This window comes from Flavobacterium algoritolerans, assembly GCF_030010385.1.
In the GTDB taxonomy this organism is placed as follows: Bacteria; Bacteroidota; Bacteroidia; order Flavobacteriales; family Flavobacteriaceae; genus Flavobacterium; species Flavobacterium algoritolerans.
The window spans coordinates 310,719-326,491 of sequence record NZ_JASCRZ010000005.1 but is presented as its reverse complement, the minus strand read 5'-3'; the positions used below and the strand labels follow the sequence as shown (position 1 = coordinate 326,491).

The following is a 15,773-nucleotide window of genomic DNA, read 5'->3' as shown; positions in this document are numbered from 1 at the left end:
AACCAGGTATTGATCTGGCTTTTATTCACATTGCAAACTTGGTTTTCATCACCAAATTGAACACCAAACAATTCTTTGAAGCGTATTTTATCTTCCTGTGAAAGGTCATCATATACAATACCTTCCCTTGGAAATTTCAGCGGGATTTTAAATGCTTTTGGTGGCTTCAAATAATTGTCCGCAACCGCTTTGTTTAATTCGTAAGCATAAGTCGGATTATCGTCTTCAATTTCGAATAAACCATAGGTGTTTTTATCGATTTCTTTTTTTGGCGTAGCGGTTAAACCAATTAGGATGCAATCGAAATAATTAAAAATCGATTGGTATTTTTGATATACGGAGCGGTGTGCTTCATCAATGATAATTACATCAAAATGACCAACACCATAAAAGCGTTCGTCTTCGTTTTTGAGACTGTCAATTTTATTCAAAATGGTTGGGTAGGTCGAGAAAACGACTCTGGTACCATTATCTTCTTTTTCTTTAGTTAAATCAATGGCTGATAAGTGCGGCAAATGTTCCTTAAAAGCATTCTTGGCTTGTGTAACTAAAGCATTTCTATCCGCTAAGAACAATATTCTTTTCGCCCAGTTGCATTTGGTAAACATATCTACCATTGCCGCTGCGGTTCTGGTTTTTCCGCTCCCGGTTGCCATCACCAGCAAAGCTTTCCTGCTTGTTCCTTTAAGTTTGTTTTGGTTGGTGGTTACCAAGTGTTCCGCTACTCTTTTGATGGCTTCCAGTTGATAATATCTTCCGGCAATATTTGTATTTACTCCAAATTCTCTTAAATCTTTACGTGCAAAACGTCTTTCAATAAGAACTTGTAATTCTTCTTTGGTATAAAAACCTTGTATTTTTCTGTCTTGATAAAAAGTATCGTCCCAAATGTGAGTTTCAAAACCATTACTGTAAAAAATAATGGGACGTTGCCCCGTGCTTTTTTCTAGACAATCTGCATATAAAGTGGCTTGGTGCTTTCCTTTGGATGCAGAGTGAATGGTACTTTTGGCTTCTACAACTGCTAATGGCAAACCATTATCGCCCCATAACACATAATCTACAAAACCTTTTCCTGATGGATTTGTGGTTAATGGCATTCCTGTAACCTCAAATTCTATTTCTCGCCCTTCTCTCAGCTTATCCCAACCTGCTTCTCTCAATAGTAAATCTATTAGTATAAGGCGTGTTTGGTGTTCGGATGTCAGTTCCGGAATAGCTTGTTTTAACGAGATTTCTTGAAAACGTTCTTCTTTACGTTCCGCAATGAGTTGCAATTGTGCTTCTAATTGTTTGCGCAGTAAATCGTTTTCTTCGGCTAGTTTTTCTTGTTCTTTTAATGCTTTTTGCGCTTCGGCACGCTCTTCTTCCAGCTTTTCGGCAAGAGCCTGGAGCTGTTTTGTGTTTTTATCATTGGTATCTCCATACGGAATTACTTTTTCGTCAAATTCTGAAATATCAGGATTATTTTCGCTGTAATATTTGCTTAAAAAAGTCAAAAAGCGAAAGCTATTTTTCAAAGACTGCAATGCGTCTAAAGCCTTAACGGTTTTTCCATGAGCTGCATTGTTACCATTCAAGCGCACAATGTCCAATTCCATTAGCATACTTGGTTTAAGTATGTTTTTGAAACTTTCGTTGTGGAGTAAGGCACCTAATTTGGTGTCATAAGGCAACTCTAAATCTTCATCATTTTTATATAGCCAAAACAACACTTTTTCCAGTGTACTTCTACACAGCAGAGCCGCATAACGAGGTGCTGTAAACGTGTGTTTTTCGGCATCTGCAATTTCTCGGTAGATTTCTGGAAATTCTTGTTGAAGAAAGGTAAAGTTGCTTTGCATGGTTTTTTATTGATGCCACTAAAATACTACATTATTTTATACCAAATATTAAATTATAAAGTATTTCTCCCTGAATAGTACGTTTGTATTTTTGGTCTTTATGTGTTGGTTTTTCTGGAATTGTCATTTCTATCCATCCTAAATTCACTAATGGATCTAAATATTTTTCTCGATTATCAGAATGATTACGTAATCCGATATGTTCTAGAATTTCAACTCTTTTTTTAGGCTCTTCCAATACATTCAAAATAGCTAGTAATTTATCATTAAGCTGGCTTTCTATGATTTGAACAGCTTGGTCGCTAGCTTGGTCGTTAAGTCTTGCTAAGGCGTTCTTTAAAATCTCACTTTCCTTGCTGTCGCTGGTTTTATCTTGGTCGTTAACTTGGTCGCTCAGTGTGTTTAAAAAGTGACTAAGCTCCTCCAAATTATTGAAAGGAACTTTCTCGACAGCTGTAATTATTTGTTCTTTTGCTTGCAGCACCGAAAGGAAATAAGTGCTTTGCTCGTCTGTTTCAAAAACAGGTTCAGGCGAATTGTTTTCCTTCATCGCATTTCTGATGGTAGGGAAACCTGTACCTCTTCCTTCCGTTAGGTGTAATTCTTTAAGTAAATCACCTATTCTGCGGTTGCGATAATCACGAGCCACTATGCGTTTATTTTGTTTTAATATTTGCGCATCAACTGGTGGAACTGGTCCAGGGAAACTTAGAATTTCTATTCTGTCCGGCCATATCTGTACTTCAATAGGTTTGTCCATTTCATAGCTTTTATGATACACTGCATTGGACAAAGCCTCTTCTATAGCTTCATAAGGAAAATTAAAATGGCGGTTAGCTTCTGCTTTATATGCCACTTTTTCTACTATTTCTTCAATAACATTATTTTTGAAATAGTCTAATACGGCTCTTAGTTGATGGTGTAAAGGACCTTTGAAATACTTTTCGGAAAAATTTTTACCGGTTTTGTCTTTATGAATTACCACTTCAATCCAGGAACGATCTAGGAATTTTTCGGGATTGCGAGAAAAAAACAACAGTCCAACATTTAACGGACGTAATGCTTCTTTTGGGCCATTTACAATTTTCATGTTCAGGCATAAATCTGAAAAACGAATTTGTTTGCTTTCTTCGTACAAATCACTTTTTACTTCTTGCAAAAAAGCTTGTATTAATCCCAAATCTAAATCGTCAATGGTTGCTTTACCATTTATCCTATCGTCAAAAGGAATGCGAGCCGTTAGTTCTTGCAGTCGCCTTAAATTGTCGTCTTTCGCAACAATACTGCGCGAACCATATCGAATATAAGGATAGCGTAAAGCTCCTTTTCCTTGTGTTATTGGTGCTGTGTATGGACGGTTATCACCAGCAGGACACCATAATACTAAAATATGTTGCCCTTGCAGCACATAAGGTTGCAGTAACGGAAAATAGTTAGGAAGCAATTGATAGGCAAGGGTTAAAACCGCACCTTGAATTCTATCTAAACTTTCGGGTGCTAAACCCGCAGGGGGTAGGATAGGTCTTCCATCATTTTCCGCAATACCTACAATGATGTAGCCACCACCCCAATTGTTGATGTCATTGGCAAACGCACACATGGTATGTACAATTTCTTCTGGATTCCAGCCTTTTTTGAATTCAAGACGTTCCCATTCTATAGCTTGTCCGTTAACTAAATCGGTTATGTTTATTGGTAATGCCATTTTATTATAATGCTTTAAAATAATAAGCTATAACCCCAAAATAATACTTATATATTACTCTTGAATAAGATTAAAAGCTAATGTGTTTATTTTCTCTTTCCTTTATGATTTACTCTGAAATCATTTTCAAGTACCGAAACTGATGATATATAATTTTTATCTTCCAATATTTTTAATAGTTGCCTATTATCTTCACTTTTTGGAATTTTTGCTTTTGAACTAGTATCTGTTATCTGCGAATAAACGCCTCCTAAAATTTTCAAAAAAGATTCAATATACGAAATATCATATTTGCTTGAATTTTTAATAAATAGTTTTATCCTATTAATTATAGGCACGTTATTGTTAATGAGGATAGCATTTAAGACTGTATCACTTATGATAAAAGAATTATCATCAAGCAAAATTGTGCTTAATAGTTTCAAATTGTTATTTGTGATAATTGTTTCTTCACCACAATTTTTCAAAATCTGCAATTTTTCAGAATTATTTAATTTCGTAGATTTTAGTACTAATTCCAAATCATCACTATCAAATGTTATTTGGTCGAGAATTTTAAAATAATGAGATTTTAGTTTTTCTAATAAATATATATTCCAGCCATCGAAATTTTCCTTTAAGGAAACAAAACTTTTTGCGACAGGATTTACACAAGTATTATTTATCAATGATTTGATCTTGTTTTCTGATAAATTTTCAAAAGCCAAATCACTATACCACCATGGACTTGACTTAGTAATTAAATCAAATGATTCCTCAGTTATTTCATCTGATTGAATTAATTTTTTCCAAAAATCTTTATAAGTATCCGTTTCTTTTGGAATTTTTACTTTTGATAATTCTTCCGCATTTTCAAGAATACTAATAAAATTCATAGTGGATACTGAAATTTCGTTTTCAGTTAGTACATCTTCTTCACCTTCTTCTTCCTCCTCAGAATTTTGGTTATTATAAACATATAGCAAATTTTCCCAAGAAGGGACCAATTTATTTTTCTCAAGTAATACAGGATACAATATTGAATCTTTAACTTTTGAAAGCTTTATAATTTTGGTTTCGACCTGTGAGATGATTAATATCTTATTATCTATTTTTAAATCTTTATTATTTAATATATCAATAAGAAATTCTTCTTTCTCATTGATATTACTGGAAATTTTCAAATAAATATCTTCAATGTATTTATTTATATTTTTTTCAATATTTTGAATTAATTGATTTGCTTTCGAGTTCCTAATTAAAGAGAAATTAGAATTGTCAAACTCTACCTGATTGAATTCGCCATATTTTTTAATTATTGAGGTAACCATTCCGATATTAAGCTCATAGTGATTTTTCTCATATATGAAATTCAGCATTTCATCTGGAGAATTTTCAAAATCAATTTCATTAAAATTTATACCTAATTCTACAATAACTTTTTTAAGTTTCTCGTAGCTATCCGTGATATTAAAGAATAGTGGATCAGATACAATTACTCCTTTGAATGCGGATTGTTTAGCAATATCTTGTATAGCATTTATATCCCCAAATTCGATGATACTTTTAAAAATATCCTGTTTTAAATTTTCCGAAAAATCAGGATTTGATTCAATGAATCCCCATACGTTAGACCATTTATTACAAAGTAATTTTATAAAGGCTTCCTCTTTTTGAGAAATTTCGAAATAGCCTTTAATAAATTCAACAGACTCTTTTGATTCATCTTTAAGTTTGCTAAAAATTGCCTCTATTTGTTTATTATAATTGCTTGAATGGCTAAGTAAATAATTCAAGAGATTATAATTCAGTATATATTCCGTTTGAAAATCTAAAGGGTTTATCTTAGGAATTAATTTTTCAATTTTTGAAAGCTTGTAGTCAAAAGGTTGTCTGTTGCCATTCTTAATATTGATATGGAAGTGATAATCTGAACGAGTAATACTTTCTTCGTGAAATAAGGAAATATAATCTGTATAATCTTCTGCGATATAACCATTTCTCAATAAAATCATTACAAGATTTCTATTAAGGTTTTCACCGATCTCAATTTCAAATGATTGGTTAGATATGAGTAATTCCCTTATTTTGAAGTTTCTTACTGTTTGCTTTTGTTTTTCTAATTCCTGTATTTTGATTTTTAAAGCATTAATCTTTCCATTTTTTATTTCCACGATCTCCTTTTCCCTATCAAGATATGATCTTGAAGGATTCACTAATTTCTCAATTTCCGTAAATTTAAAATCAGGACTTTTTTCTTGAATTGTGTCCCTGCCATAATGATCTAATTTCAACTGATTATATTTGAAATTTACTAATTTTATGTAATCAAAGTTTTGATCATTAAGAATAGTCTCATATTTAATTGTTGTCCCATTGATAATAAAAGATTTAAAACCAGGTAATTTTTCAACAATTCGGGCAATATACAAAAGACGAAGGTCTTTAGTATTATCAATATAAACATTTTCAAATTCTACAATCTGTTCTTTACATTCTACAATTTTGTTTTCGATTTCGTCAATAGCTTTTTTAATGATTTTAGTTTTAGAAGAAAATATATTGTAAAGATCCCCTTCATTACAACTCAATTTCATGAAATCATTTGGATAAATATTCTTATAAGTAAGAATGGCGAACAATTTATCATGTATTAGATTTTCATTTAGTTTTTCTTTATACAAATAGAACTCATTAGATATGTTGTGGAGTAATCGCATATCATCAATAAAGAATGAAATATCTTCAATCAAATTATCGCTCAATTTGTATTGAAGCTCATTTCTTTTTTTGAACAATATCTCGCTTGAATTTGAAGAATTGATTACCGGAATGACTGGAATAATAAAATCGAAAAATTTTGTACGTTCTTTATCCGTAAACATATCATCTCTTACCGCATAAACAAAGGCTATTTCTTTTTTCTTTGTTTTCTCTGAACTGTTTAGTAGTAGGTTAACTTCCCTTAATTTAGTAAATATTTCTGTTTCCTGAAACCTGTCTAAATCTTCAATTATAACAACATTATATGGGCGAACAGAAAAAAAATAAAGTATCTCATCTATGTGATGATTTAGAATAGACTTATTCAAGTTTTCTCCGATACTGATTTCTGCATTTTGAAATTTTAGTTTATTAACTGCAATCGCACTTAGAATTCTAACTGATTTTAGAATTGTAAAAAAGAGACCTAATACAATTATTAATATTTCACCATAATGAATGATATTGCCTAAAGTGCTGTTTATTACAATATCTTTAAAAATACTTTGGATGAAATTAGGATTGAAATAGTTATATGTCGCTACTGAAAATAGTAAATAAGCAAATGAATAAAGGATTAATTTAATAGTGCTATAACTCTTTATTTTTTTAAACCGTGAATCAGGGATTTTCTTATCTTTTTCATGATAAAAAATTTGTTCAAGTATGCTTACTTCAATCAGCCTCAACAGTTCAGTTTTATCGACTTCAATTTTTTTACCATTTTCATCGAATTGGGGTTTTTCTTCTTTGAATGTTGCTAAAGAAATATTCAGAAATTTTAAATCATTTCCTTTATGATTTTTTTGAAATGTTTTCAGGATACTGCTTTTACCAGATCCGTAAGGTCCTGTCAGAGCAATGTTTTTGATATCTTCCTTTTTTCTGTTTTTTAAAGCCCATAACAATGCTTTTGAATAATGCCCGTTTTCATCTCCATTATCAATAGGAGATAATGATGAATATGCTATGTCATCTAATTCTGTAAAAGAATATTTATAATGTAAAGTTTCTAACCAGACAATTATTTTTTTTAGAAAAAAGAGCAGTTTTTCTTTAGGATCTAATTTTGTGAGAATTTGTTTGTATCCCGCTTTTAATTTTTTTGACTTGTATTCAAAATGTAATTTGTTGAATATCCATATAATTAGATTTATTATTACAAGAATTGTTGAAAATAAAAAGGTCAGACCTATATAACCTGCATATTCGTCAAATTTATCCAAATGGAGTTTCTTTAAAATTACTGAACCAGAAAAAATAAATACTCCCGTGACAATTGAAGCAACAAGAAAAATCTTTGTTGGTAGTTTCGTAACATCAAAAAACGATTTAAAAAAACCCATAATGTTTGGTTATAATAAATTAATTCAACTCCCCCTTAAACGCTCGTTGTAACAAACCCTGAAACAAATTCTCGCTTTTAGCTAAAGCTTCTTGCGCTTGTTGTTTTTGGGTTTCGATCATTTGTACGCGTTCTGCAAATTGGTTTTGGAGTTTGATTGGAGGAATTGGCAATCTCATTTTTTTTAACTTTTCTCCTGTCAAATGCGAAATGGTTGCTGCAGATTTAAATTCATTTAAACCTCCATTATCCGATATTTTTTTAAACATGTAAACAAAGTATTCTGGTAATACATATTTGTCATTTAAACGAATTCGGTGTATAGCTTTTTGAAAATAACAATCTGCGGTCTCATCTTTCCAGATAGCACATCTTCCAATTTCTCCACCTTCACACATTAAAATGTCGCCAAACAATAAACTGAATTCTATCTTGTCTTTTTCGTCAAAATCCATTTGGAGTAAATCATCCAATTGAAAACGAAACCATTGTACATTAGAATTTCTTAAATACGGTTTTAAATTATTCCCAATAATTTTTTTTCCGTCAAGCATTTTTCCCAATCTTGATGATCCAAACTCTTTTAATTGCTTTAATGGAAAACCTTTCTCATTTCTCACTGGATCCCCAAACATCTCCAAAAACAAGCTTTGTGTTAGGGCATCGTATTTGGTAATGAGTTGTTTGTTGTATTGGCGTAGTTCATCCGCTTTGTCTAGAATGGCGGCGATTTTTTGTTGGGTTGGTAGGTTGGGTAGGGGGATTTGAATTTCAGCAAACTTATTATTGTTAATAGCTTTTTGTGTCGCACCGGAACATAATTTGTCCTTTTTTGACTGAAATAGATTTGACTTTAAATAATGAAAAATGAATCTGTTATCAATATCTTTATTACATCTTAAAACCATAAATCCAGTTGAAACTATAATATTCTCTTCATCAGAATCAATAATTTTAACTTTAACAGTGCCTTGCATCCTAGCTAAAATAATATCATCTTTTTTTACATTTTGATTTGCTCTTGATGGTTTGCCTAAATATGTAACATCTTCTAAAGATTTTATTTCAGTTAAATCTAAATCTCCGGTACTAAGAAAACATCTTATTCCATCAAATTTTTTTACAGTATCATTTATGATTTTAACTGTTTCAAGTATTTTAACTGTTTTCATTTAATTCTGTTTGTTTTTGTTCATTCGTGCAATTAAAATTATAAAAGCCATATGTATAATAAAATTTAATATGTAGTTGTAATTAGGATTATTTAAGACTAATGGTATTTGATATGAAATCCACGTTATGAAACAAATTATTCCTGAGATAAAAACAAGAGATGCAAACCATCCTAATAGAACCTCGGAAGTAATTTTAGTACTTGGAAACAAAGGCATAAATATCAAAAAGGGTAAAATTATTATTAATAGAAAATTAGAAGTTATTACCATCCAAAACAAAGAGAAGCTAGGTTTAGTGATACTAGCTTTTTTAATTTGGTTTTTTGTGCTACTTGCTACTGTTTTGGAAACAATTTTAATATTTGAACTTTCAAATAAGTTTTCTTTTATATAATCGGTGTAATGAACTTTGTTTATGACTTGATTTTCAATTTGCTCTATTTTTTTTAATTTCAGAGTATCGTTTGAATACCCAATTTTTAATTTTTGTATTTTTTCTAATTGTGAAATTTTATTATTTAGCGTAATATTATAGCTTACATTGAAACAAAAATCAACCAGAAAAACAACACCTATAATGGAAATAAACACAGCCGTTTTATAACCCCAAGATTTTGATTTATCAGTAAATAAATGGATTATTTCTTTAAAGCTTTCTATCATAATTCTAATATTGTTTCTAATCTAATTTATTTTATATTTGAGTTCACTAATACCTACAAGGTTAAAAAAAACTTGCAGGACTATAAAATTACCATCTGCCTTCTAAGCAGGCGGTCGAAGGTTCGAACCCTTCTGCGATTGCGAGGGTTTCTAGTTTGAACCTGTCGCGGTCACCTTATTAATTAAAGGGTCATAGGTTTGATTCCAGTCAAGGTCACTAAGGCTGTTTAAAAGGGCGCAGGATTCATAACCCTGAGGTCGTGTATTCGAATCCCTTCCTCTCTGTCATTATTTCCCGGGGGCTAGAATCCCTCTTACTCCGCTTAATTACCCCAACATTTTTTCTAAATCAGCCATCGCTTCCAACCTTTTTTTATCAATTGCTTTAATATCCGCAATGAGCGTTTGTGGTTTTTCATATACCACTTCATCATAGATAATTTCCTTGTAGCGGTTAATACTGAGGTCGTAGTCATTGGCTACAATATCGGCTTTTGGGATAAGGAAGGATTTTTGGGTTCTATCTTGCCCTTCGTCCCTCGACTGCGCTCGGGATGACTCGCTCAGGGTGACATTGCTTGTGAACTTTTTCCAGTCCAACAAAATGTTGGGGATGTCACATTTGCCCTTGAATTCTTTCAAGACACTTTTAGGGTCAGCGAAACATTGCTCGAATACTTCTTCTGAAATTTGTGGATTCCGTTTGTCGTCAAGGCTAAAACCGTCAGCTTGCATATCGTAGAACCAAACTTTATCCGTACCACCCGAGTTGGTTTTGGTAAAGAATAAAATGGCGGTGCTTACTCCAGCGTAGGGTTTAAAAACGCCGCTTGGCATCGAGATTACGGCTTGCAGTTGTTGGTTTTCGACCAGTTCTTTACGAATGTTTTGGTGTGCTCCAGAACTGCCAAACAATACCCCATCAGGTACAATCACGGCGGCACGACCGCCTAGTTTTAGCATTCTCAAAATCAAGGCTAAGAATAGTAATTCGGTTTTTTTGGTTTTGGTTACGTTCAGTAAACTGCTTTCTACCTCATCATAATCCAAAGCGCCTTTAAACGGTGGATTGGCCAAGATTAAAGAGTACTGACTGCTTATGCCGTTACTCTCGCTCAAAGCAGAATTTCCAATAAGCGTTGGGTTTTCCATGCCGTGCAATTGCAAGTTCATGGCCGAAATACGCATCATCGATGGATCGATTTCTATTCCGTTGAACATGTTTTTGTTGTAGTGTTCGCGGAATTGTTCTTCTATAAACCAGTCTTCGTGTTTCTCGTGAATGAATTGGGAAGCTGCAACCAAGAAACCTGCTGTTCCACAAGAGGGATCACAAATGGTATCGTCTTTTTTGGGTTGGGTCATCTCGACCATCATACGGATAATATGACGTGGGGTACGGAATTGTCCATTAGTTCCTGCTTCAGCAATTTTGCCTAGCATGTATTCGTATAAATCTCCTTTGGTATCGCGGTTGTCCAGAGGTAGTTTGTCAATTTGTTGCACCACACGGTCTAATAATTTTGCCGTTGGAATCATAAAGGTTGCGCCTTTTATGTATTCGGTAAACGCACCACCATCTTTACCCAGTGTTTTCATAAAGTCAAAAACGGTAACGTCATTCAAATGTCTTTGCGGACGTGTGAATAATTCAAACATCACTTCCGGGTCTTTGTCCTTGAAGGTACTCCAGCGTAATTCCTTTTGTTCAGGGGAATAGATGGGCTTATCGGTAGTTACTCCCAGCATATTTGCTCTTTTCTCAATAAGGGTTTGTTTGTCGTCCAACTGTTTTAGAAAAATGAGGTAGGTGAATTGTTCAATCACCGTTAGAGGGTTTGAAATTCCACCTGTCCAGAAATCGTTCCAGATTTTATCTATTTGAGATTTTAAGTCGCCTGTGATCATTGGGTATGTTTAATTATTTTGTGATATTGAATTTAATTTTGAAGTGCTCAAATATGGAACTTGCGCCGAAGGTACTACTTTTGAACTTTCTACTAAATGATAATCTTGATCATCGAAGAAAATTTGTTCTCATTGCTTTTAAAATATTATCATTTGCGAAACCTCCTAAAAAGTAAACTTCATCCATATAAACTCCCCATTTTCTTAAGGTTTTAATCATACGTTTATGAGATTGTGCATTTGGAGCTGTAACTATGGTCAATTAGACCCTTTTTTATTCCGTCAATCGTAGCTAATGAGAATTAAGTAGCTAGCCAATCTTCTTTAGCTAATTCCATTACTTGGTCATGAAATTGCATATAACCACTCTATCTTTGCTTTCCTCTTCCACTTTTTTTAATCTTTCTAGTAATTTCTTTTCCAGATACTTTTTATATTGTTCTGAACTATTAGCAAAATTTCGTTTTCTTGTTTCTTTTTTTTTTAAAAATTGGCTTTGGCTTTTTACAAAGCTTCCTTTTTAAATATCATTTCTTTTGCTTGTTCGCTCATTTTCTGTTGGTACTTTAGTCTTATTTTATCATCTAATTGGTGTTTTAGAATATCATTTACATCAATTTAAGTAACATATTCAGTACATTGGATAGAAATTTTGCCAGCCATAATTTAATTTTTTTATTGGTTTACTTTGTAAAGGAAAAACCAGTATATGGAATGCGTCTACATCAATATAAACTATATTTGTTTAAAACTTATTGCAAAAAATGGATACTTATCTTTTGTTGTACTTGTGTTTTCTATTGACTTGGTAATTTCAAGTTTATCACCAATATCATAATTTCCATGAATTTTGCGATATTGTAAAACATATTCCCCAATATGATAATGTCCTTTTTCATCCTGCTCCAATTGCCCCATTCGATAACTCTCATTTGTTGCTATTTCAATATTTTTATCCTTGATCCATAAATTTGCATTAAGTTCTCTATTAGGATTTTCATCAATAAATTGTTTTAACCATATTAAATAATCTAATAGTTGAAAAACTAAACTTTTGAATAGATAAGGAGATTTAATATTTGAGATATACTCATCCACATTTAGCTTTAAACCTTTTTTATCGTGCTGACTATCTTGAGTAATAAATACAAGATTGTCAAAGAAATACGCCATAGAAGGATGCATAAAATCTTTAACTAAACTATATCCGGAATTATTTCTGTTATTACACAAAAACTTAACTGTTGGATTTAACCCAGTTTTATAGATTTCTTCTGGAATGATACTCAATTCAAATAATATATCAAAACTATTTTCTATAATTTTTCTTAATGGCAACAAATTATCTTTTGTTGGTTCAAAATCATTTGTTGTTTTAATTTGTTTCAATAGATTGCTTATTGGTTCATAAATTTTTGAACCTAAATACTTTTCGTTACCAATTTCAAATACTCGTTTGTATTCATTTCTTATTTGAAAATCTAACTGACCTTCAGCCGAAACTTTCAAATTATTAAACAATGCCTCTACATCTTCAGAAATCCCTTTTTTAAACACTTTCTTAAAAGCTTTTTTAAAATCGCTACTATCAAAAGCTTCAGCTTGACCTGTTAGAATATGAATGTCAAATTTCTTTGGAAGTTGTAAAATACGCTCCTTTGCCCTATGAACATAATCTGTATCTTCCGTATCAGCAACATCATCTTCTTTCTCAAAGAATTTTGCATCTAACAGAACACTATCATATAAAACTAAATTCCTTTCCAATTCAGCCATCCCAGCATCTAAAGATTTAAACGGGACCAATTTTAAATCAAAATCTAAAGCTAGCCGTTTAAATGCAGGCATATCTTCATGTTCATCATCTACCCAAAGAATATTATATACTTTATTGCTCATTTACACTATTTTTAATAGGGAATAAAAATTTAAAAACTACTGGATATAGTGGATTAGTATTTAAGTCAAAAGTCCAATCCTCATTTCCAAAATATGCGGCTATTCTATTAATATCGTAACCACCAATGCCTTTTCCTTTATTAACATTATTCGTGCTAAATTTTGAAATAAACTTTTCCTTACTATAATTTTTTGGGAAAGGTTTACCATTATTTTTTATTGAAACTTCTAATTGATTACCAATTAATCCTAATTCAATAACAACTTCATTCGTTTCATCGAAACTATCGAAAGCATATTTATTTGCGTTTGTAAAAATATTATCAAAAAGGATTTTCAATAATGTTAAATTACACTCTAAATATTTTTCAATAGTATCAACATCACTCAAAGGTTTGGGGTTGATTTTGAAATTAAAACCATTATTTGATAGCCCTTTTATAAATTCATTAATTTCAAATAAAGAAATTAGTTCTTTCTTATAATCATTAACTAACAAACCATTTTCTCCTTTTTCAAGAATAGTACTTATTTGATTAATATCATTTTTAAATTGATTAAAAACTTCTTTCAATTCGATACCATAACGCTCAAAAAACTTTGCATTAACAACTTTAAACTCATTGGAATTATTATTCTCAAAAAATCTAATTAAAGTTTTTGCATTTGATAAAATATTTTGTCTTGGCGCTCCTAAAGAATGCTTTAACGAAGCAAATTCGTCAAATTGATGTTTTTTAATACCACTCTTTAGATTGTCTCTTTGTTGCTCTAAATCATAAAGTTTAGAAGTCAATTCAATAAAATAATCTAATTGTTTTTGCTGTTCAAGCAAATTAGGTAAATCAAATTTTATAGATAAAATATCAGAAACTTTTAAAAATGGTATAACAGCCCCTTTTCTAAATGAGTTGGCTTGCTCTATAACATAATCTTTGTAGAATTCCATTACAACAAAAATTGGTAAGCCAATTTTCTTATCTACTCTTAATGCTAAAATATCATCATTAATATATATTGATTCACCACTAAATTCAAAAAAAGTAGGTTTTAATGTTCTACCAATTTTAGAAATCAATAAACAGCTCTCTTCAATTTTACTTACCCGTCTGATAAATGGAATTTCTTCAATTTTATCAATATCTAAATAGAAATTATGGTTATCGTCCTTAAGGTCTTTAATTTTAACCCATTTACCATTTTCACCAGAATTGAATCTTTGTCCTCTTATTCTAGTGACAAATTCATTCAATTTCACACCATCAAAATTTTCTAAAAAGTATCTTTGACAATCTAAAACTCTGTCATGCGATTTAACCTCTTCATTGGAGATTTTCTTTAAAAAACTACTCTCTTTTCCTTTCGAAATAGTTTCAACAAAATCTAAATCTTTAAGTGTTTTAGATTTATTCACACCATTAATTACAAAATCATCAGCAATAATGAAATTTATAAATCCTTTACTTTTTTTAGCTTTATTAATCACTAAAACAGAAGTTTTAATAGCAGTATGATGCAAAATTCCATTTGGAAATGAAATAACCGATTCTATTAAATCTTGTTCAATTAAATGGTATCTCAAATTTGCAATTTGTCCACTAGAAAACAGGAAGCTTTCTGGAACTAAAATAATCATTTTACCATCATTCTTTAAATCATCTAACCCTTTTTCAATCGCAAAATTTTCAAAGTTTCTGATTGTACCCCATTTACCTGATATTCCAAAAGGTAATCTCATTCCAAAAGGTGGTGATGCAATAATTAAATCAAACTTTAGGCTTGTTGGATTCCATTGTTTAATAGAGTCTCCTAAAATTAATGATTTGGAATGAAATGAATTGGTCGCTAATAATCTTAAAACCCCTACAACCCATGTTGTTTGATTAATTTCTTGACCTATGTAATTACTTTGTTCAGGAGCTAAAACTCCGAAAGAAGCTGCTCCTGCAAACGGATTATAAATGATTGCATTGTGTTTAGGATTAGCAATATTTATCATGAACCTACTTAACTCAATAGGTAAAATAAATTCGCCTGAAAATTTACCTAAAGATTGTAAAAACTTATATAAAATGAAATCAAATATTTCTAAGAAATTATCATCTAGTATTTTAGAATCTATAGAGTCTATAACTTCATATAATTGTACGAGTTTTTCCTTTGGTAAACGATAGATTAAAGAATCATAAACGCCATAAATATCAACAATACTTGAAGCATTAACATTATCAGAATGTCGTAAAAAATCAAGAATAGAAACTTGATTCTCAACAGGATTTGATAAAAACTCATATTTAAAACCAATTCTCTTGATAGTTAATAAAAATAATACTAAATGAAAATCATCAGCACTAATCTCACCTCTTAAAATATTAAAAGAGGACCAAATTTTCTCTGAAATTTCATCCAGCATTTTTTTCTCTACCTTACCAACCATATCAGACATAAATCTTTGTTTTAATAATTACTTCGCAAATGTATTTATTATTTGT

General features: G+C 31.2%; 9 protein-coding genes and 1 tRNA gene. 1 reads left to right on the top strand and 9 read right to left on the bottom strand.

Going from position 1 to position 15,773, the window contains the following annotated elements:
- The 5 genes from QLS65_RS12700 to QLS65_RS12680 form a co-directional block, all read right to left on the bottom strand.
- Nucleotides 1-1,844 (bottom strand): DEAD/DEAH box helicase family protein (locus QLS65_RS12700; protein ID WP_282718187.1); only part of this gene is annotated, 1,844 nt, incomplete at its 3' end.
- A gap of 31 nt (nucleotides 1,845-1,875) precedes the next feature.
- The gene (locus QLS65_RS12695; RefSeq protein WP_282718186.1) at nucleotides 1,876-3,549 is read right to left on the bottom strand and encodes an ATP-binding protein; all 1,674 of its coding nucleotides are present in this window, start codon (nucleotides 3,547-3,549) and stop codon (nucleotides 1,876-1,878) included.
- A gap of 86 nt (nucleotides 3,550-3,635) precedes the next feature.
- Nucleotides 3,636-7,637 carry a YobI family P-loop NTPase gene (locus QLS65_RS12690; protein WP_282718185.1) on the bottom strand — a complete coding sequence of 1,334 codons (4,002 nt, stop codon included), beginning with the start codon at nucleotides 7,635-7,637 and terminating at the stop codon, nucleotides 3,636-3,638.
- Between the two features lie 19 nt (nucleotides 7,638-7,656).
- Nucleotides 7,657-8,808: a restriction endonuclease subunit S gene (locus tag QLS65_RS12685; protein ID WP_282718184.1), complete on the bottom strand. Its 1,152-nt coding sequence runs from the start codon at nucleotides 8,806-8,808 to the stop codon at nucleotides 7,657-7,659.
- On the bottom strand, nucleotides 8,809-9,474 hold the full coding sequence (locus QLS65_RS12680; RefSeq protein WP_282718183.1) for a hypothetical protein: 666 nt from the start codon (nucleotides 9,472-9,474) through the stop codon (nucleotides 8,809-8,811). It lies immediately after the preceding gene.
- Between the two features lie 74 nt (nucleotides 9,475-9,548).
- Between QLS65_RS12680 and QLS65_RS12675 the strand changes: the two genes are divergently transcribed.
- Nucleotides 9,549-9,611: transfer RNA gene (locus tag QLS65_RS12675), tRNA-Arg, on the top strand.
- A gap of 190 nt (nucleotides 9,612-9,801) precedes the next feature.
- Here QLS65_RS12675 and QLS65_RS12670 read toward each other — a convergent pair.
- The 4 genes from QLS65_RS12670 to QLS65_RS12655 all read right to left on the bottom strand — a co-directional run bounded on the left by QLS65_RS12670 (nucleotide 9,802) and on the right by QLS65_RS12655 (nucleotide 15,727).
- A complete protein-coding gene (locus QLS65_RS12670) occupies nucleotides 9,802-11,382 on the bottom strand; it encodes a type I restriction-modification system subunit M (protein WP_282718182.1) in 1,581 nt (526 codons plus the stop codon).
- A 109-nt stretch (nucleotides 11,383-11,491) separates the two neighbouring features.
- Nucleotides 11,492-11,644, bottom strand: a complete 153-nt coding sequence (locus QLS65_RS12665; protein ID WP_208630784.1) for a 5'-nucleotidase — start codon at nucleotides 11,642-11,644, stop codon at nucleotides 11,492-11,494.
- Between the two features lie 473 nt (nucleotides 11,645-12,117).
- A complete protein-coding gene (locus QLS65_RS12660) occupies nucleotides 12,118-13,281 on the bottom strand; it encodes a hypothetical protein (protein ID WP_282718178.1) in 1,164 nt (387 codons plus the stop codon).
- The gene (locus QLS65_RS12655; protein ID WP_282718176.1) at nucleotides 13,271-15,727 is read right to left on the bottom strand and encodes an N-6 DNA methylase; all 2,457 of its coding nucleotides are present in this window, start codon (nucleotides 15,725-15,727) and stop codon (nucleotides 13,271-13,273) included. The genes QLS65_RS12660 and QLS65_RS12655 overlap by 11 nt, the downstream gene beginning before the upstream one ends.
- Nucleotides 15,728-15,773 lie beyond the last annotated feature (46 nt).

Bases quoted from the DNA above. Each gene is read 5' to 3' on its own strand.
- QLS65_RS12670 (WP_282718182.1), bottom strand. From the start codon at position 11,382: ATGATCACAGGCGACTTAAAATCTCAAATAGATAAAATCTGGAACGAT.
- QLS65_RS12695 (WP_282718186.1), bottom strand. From the start codon at position 3,549: ATGGCATTACCAATAAACATAACCGATTTAGTTAACGGACAAGCTATA.
- QLS65_RS12690 (WP_282718185.1), bottom strand. From the start codon at position 7,637: ATGGGTTTTTTTAAATCGTTTTTTGATGTTACGAAACTACCAACAAAG.
- QLS65_RS12660 (WP_282718178.1), bottom strand. From the start codon at position 13,281: ATGAGCAATAAAGTATATAATATTCTTTGGGTAGATGATGAACATGAA.
- QLS65_RS12655 (WP_282718176.1), bottom strand. From the start codon at position 15,727: ATGTCTGATATGGTTGGTAAGGTAGAGAAAAAAATGCTGGATGAAATT.
- QLS65_RS12685 (WP_282718184.1), bottom strand. From the start codon at position 8,808: ATGAAAACAGTTAAAATACTTGAAACAGTTAAAATCATAAATGATACT.
- QLS65_RS12680 (WP_282718183.1), bottom strand. From the start codon at position 9,474: ATGATAGAAAGCTTTAAAGAAATAATCCATTTATTTACTGATAAATCA.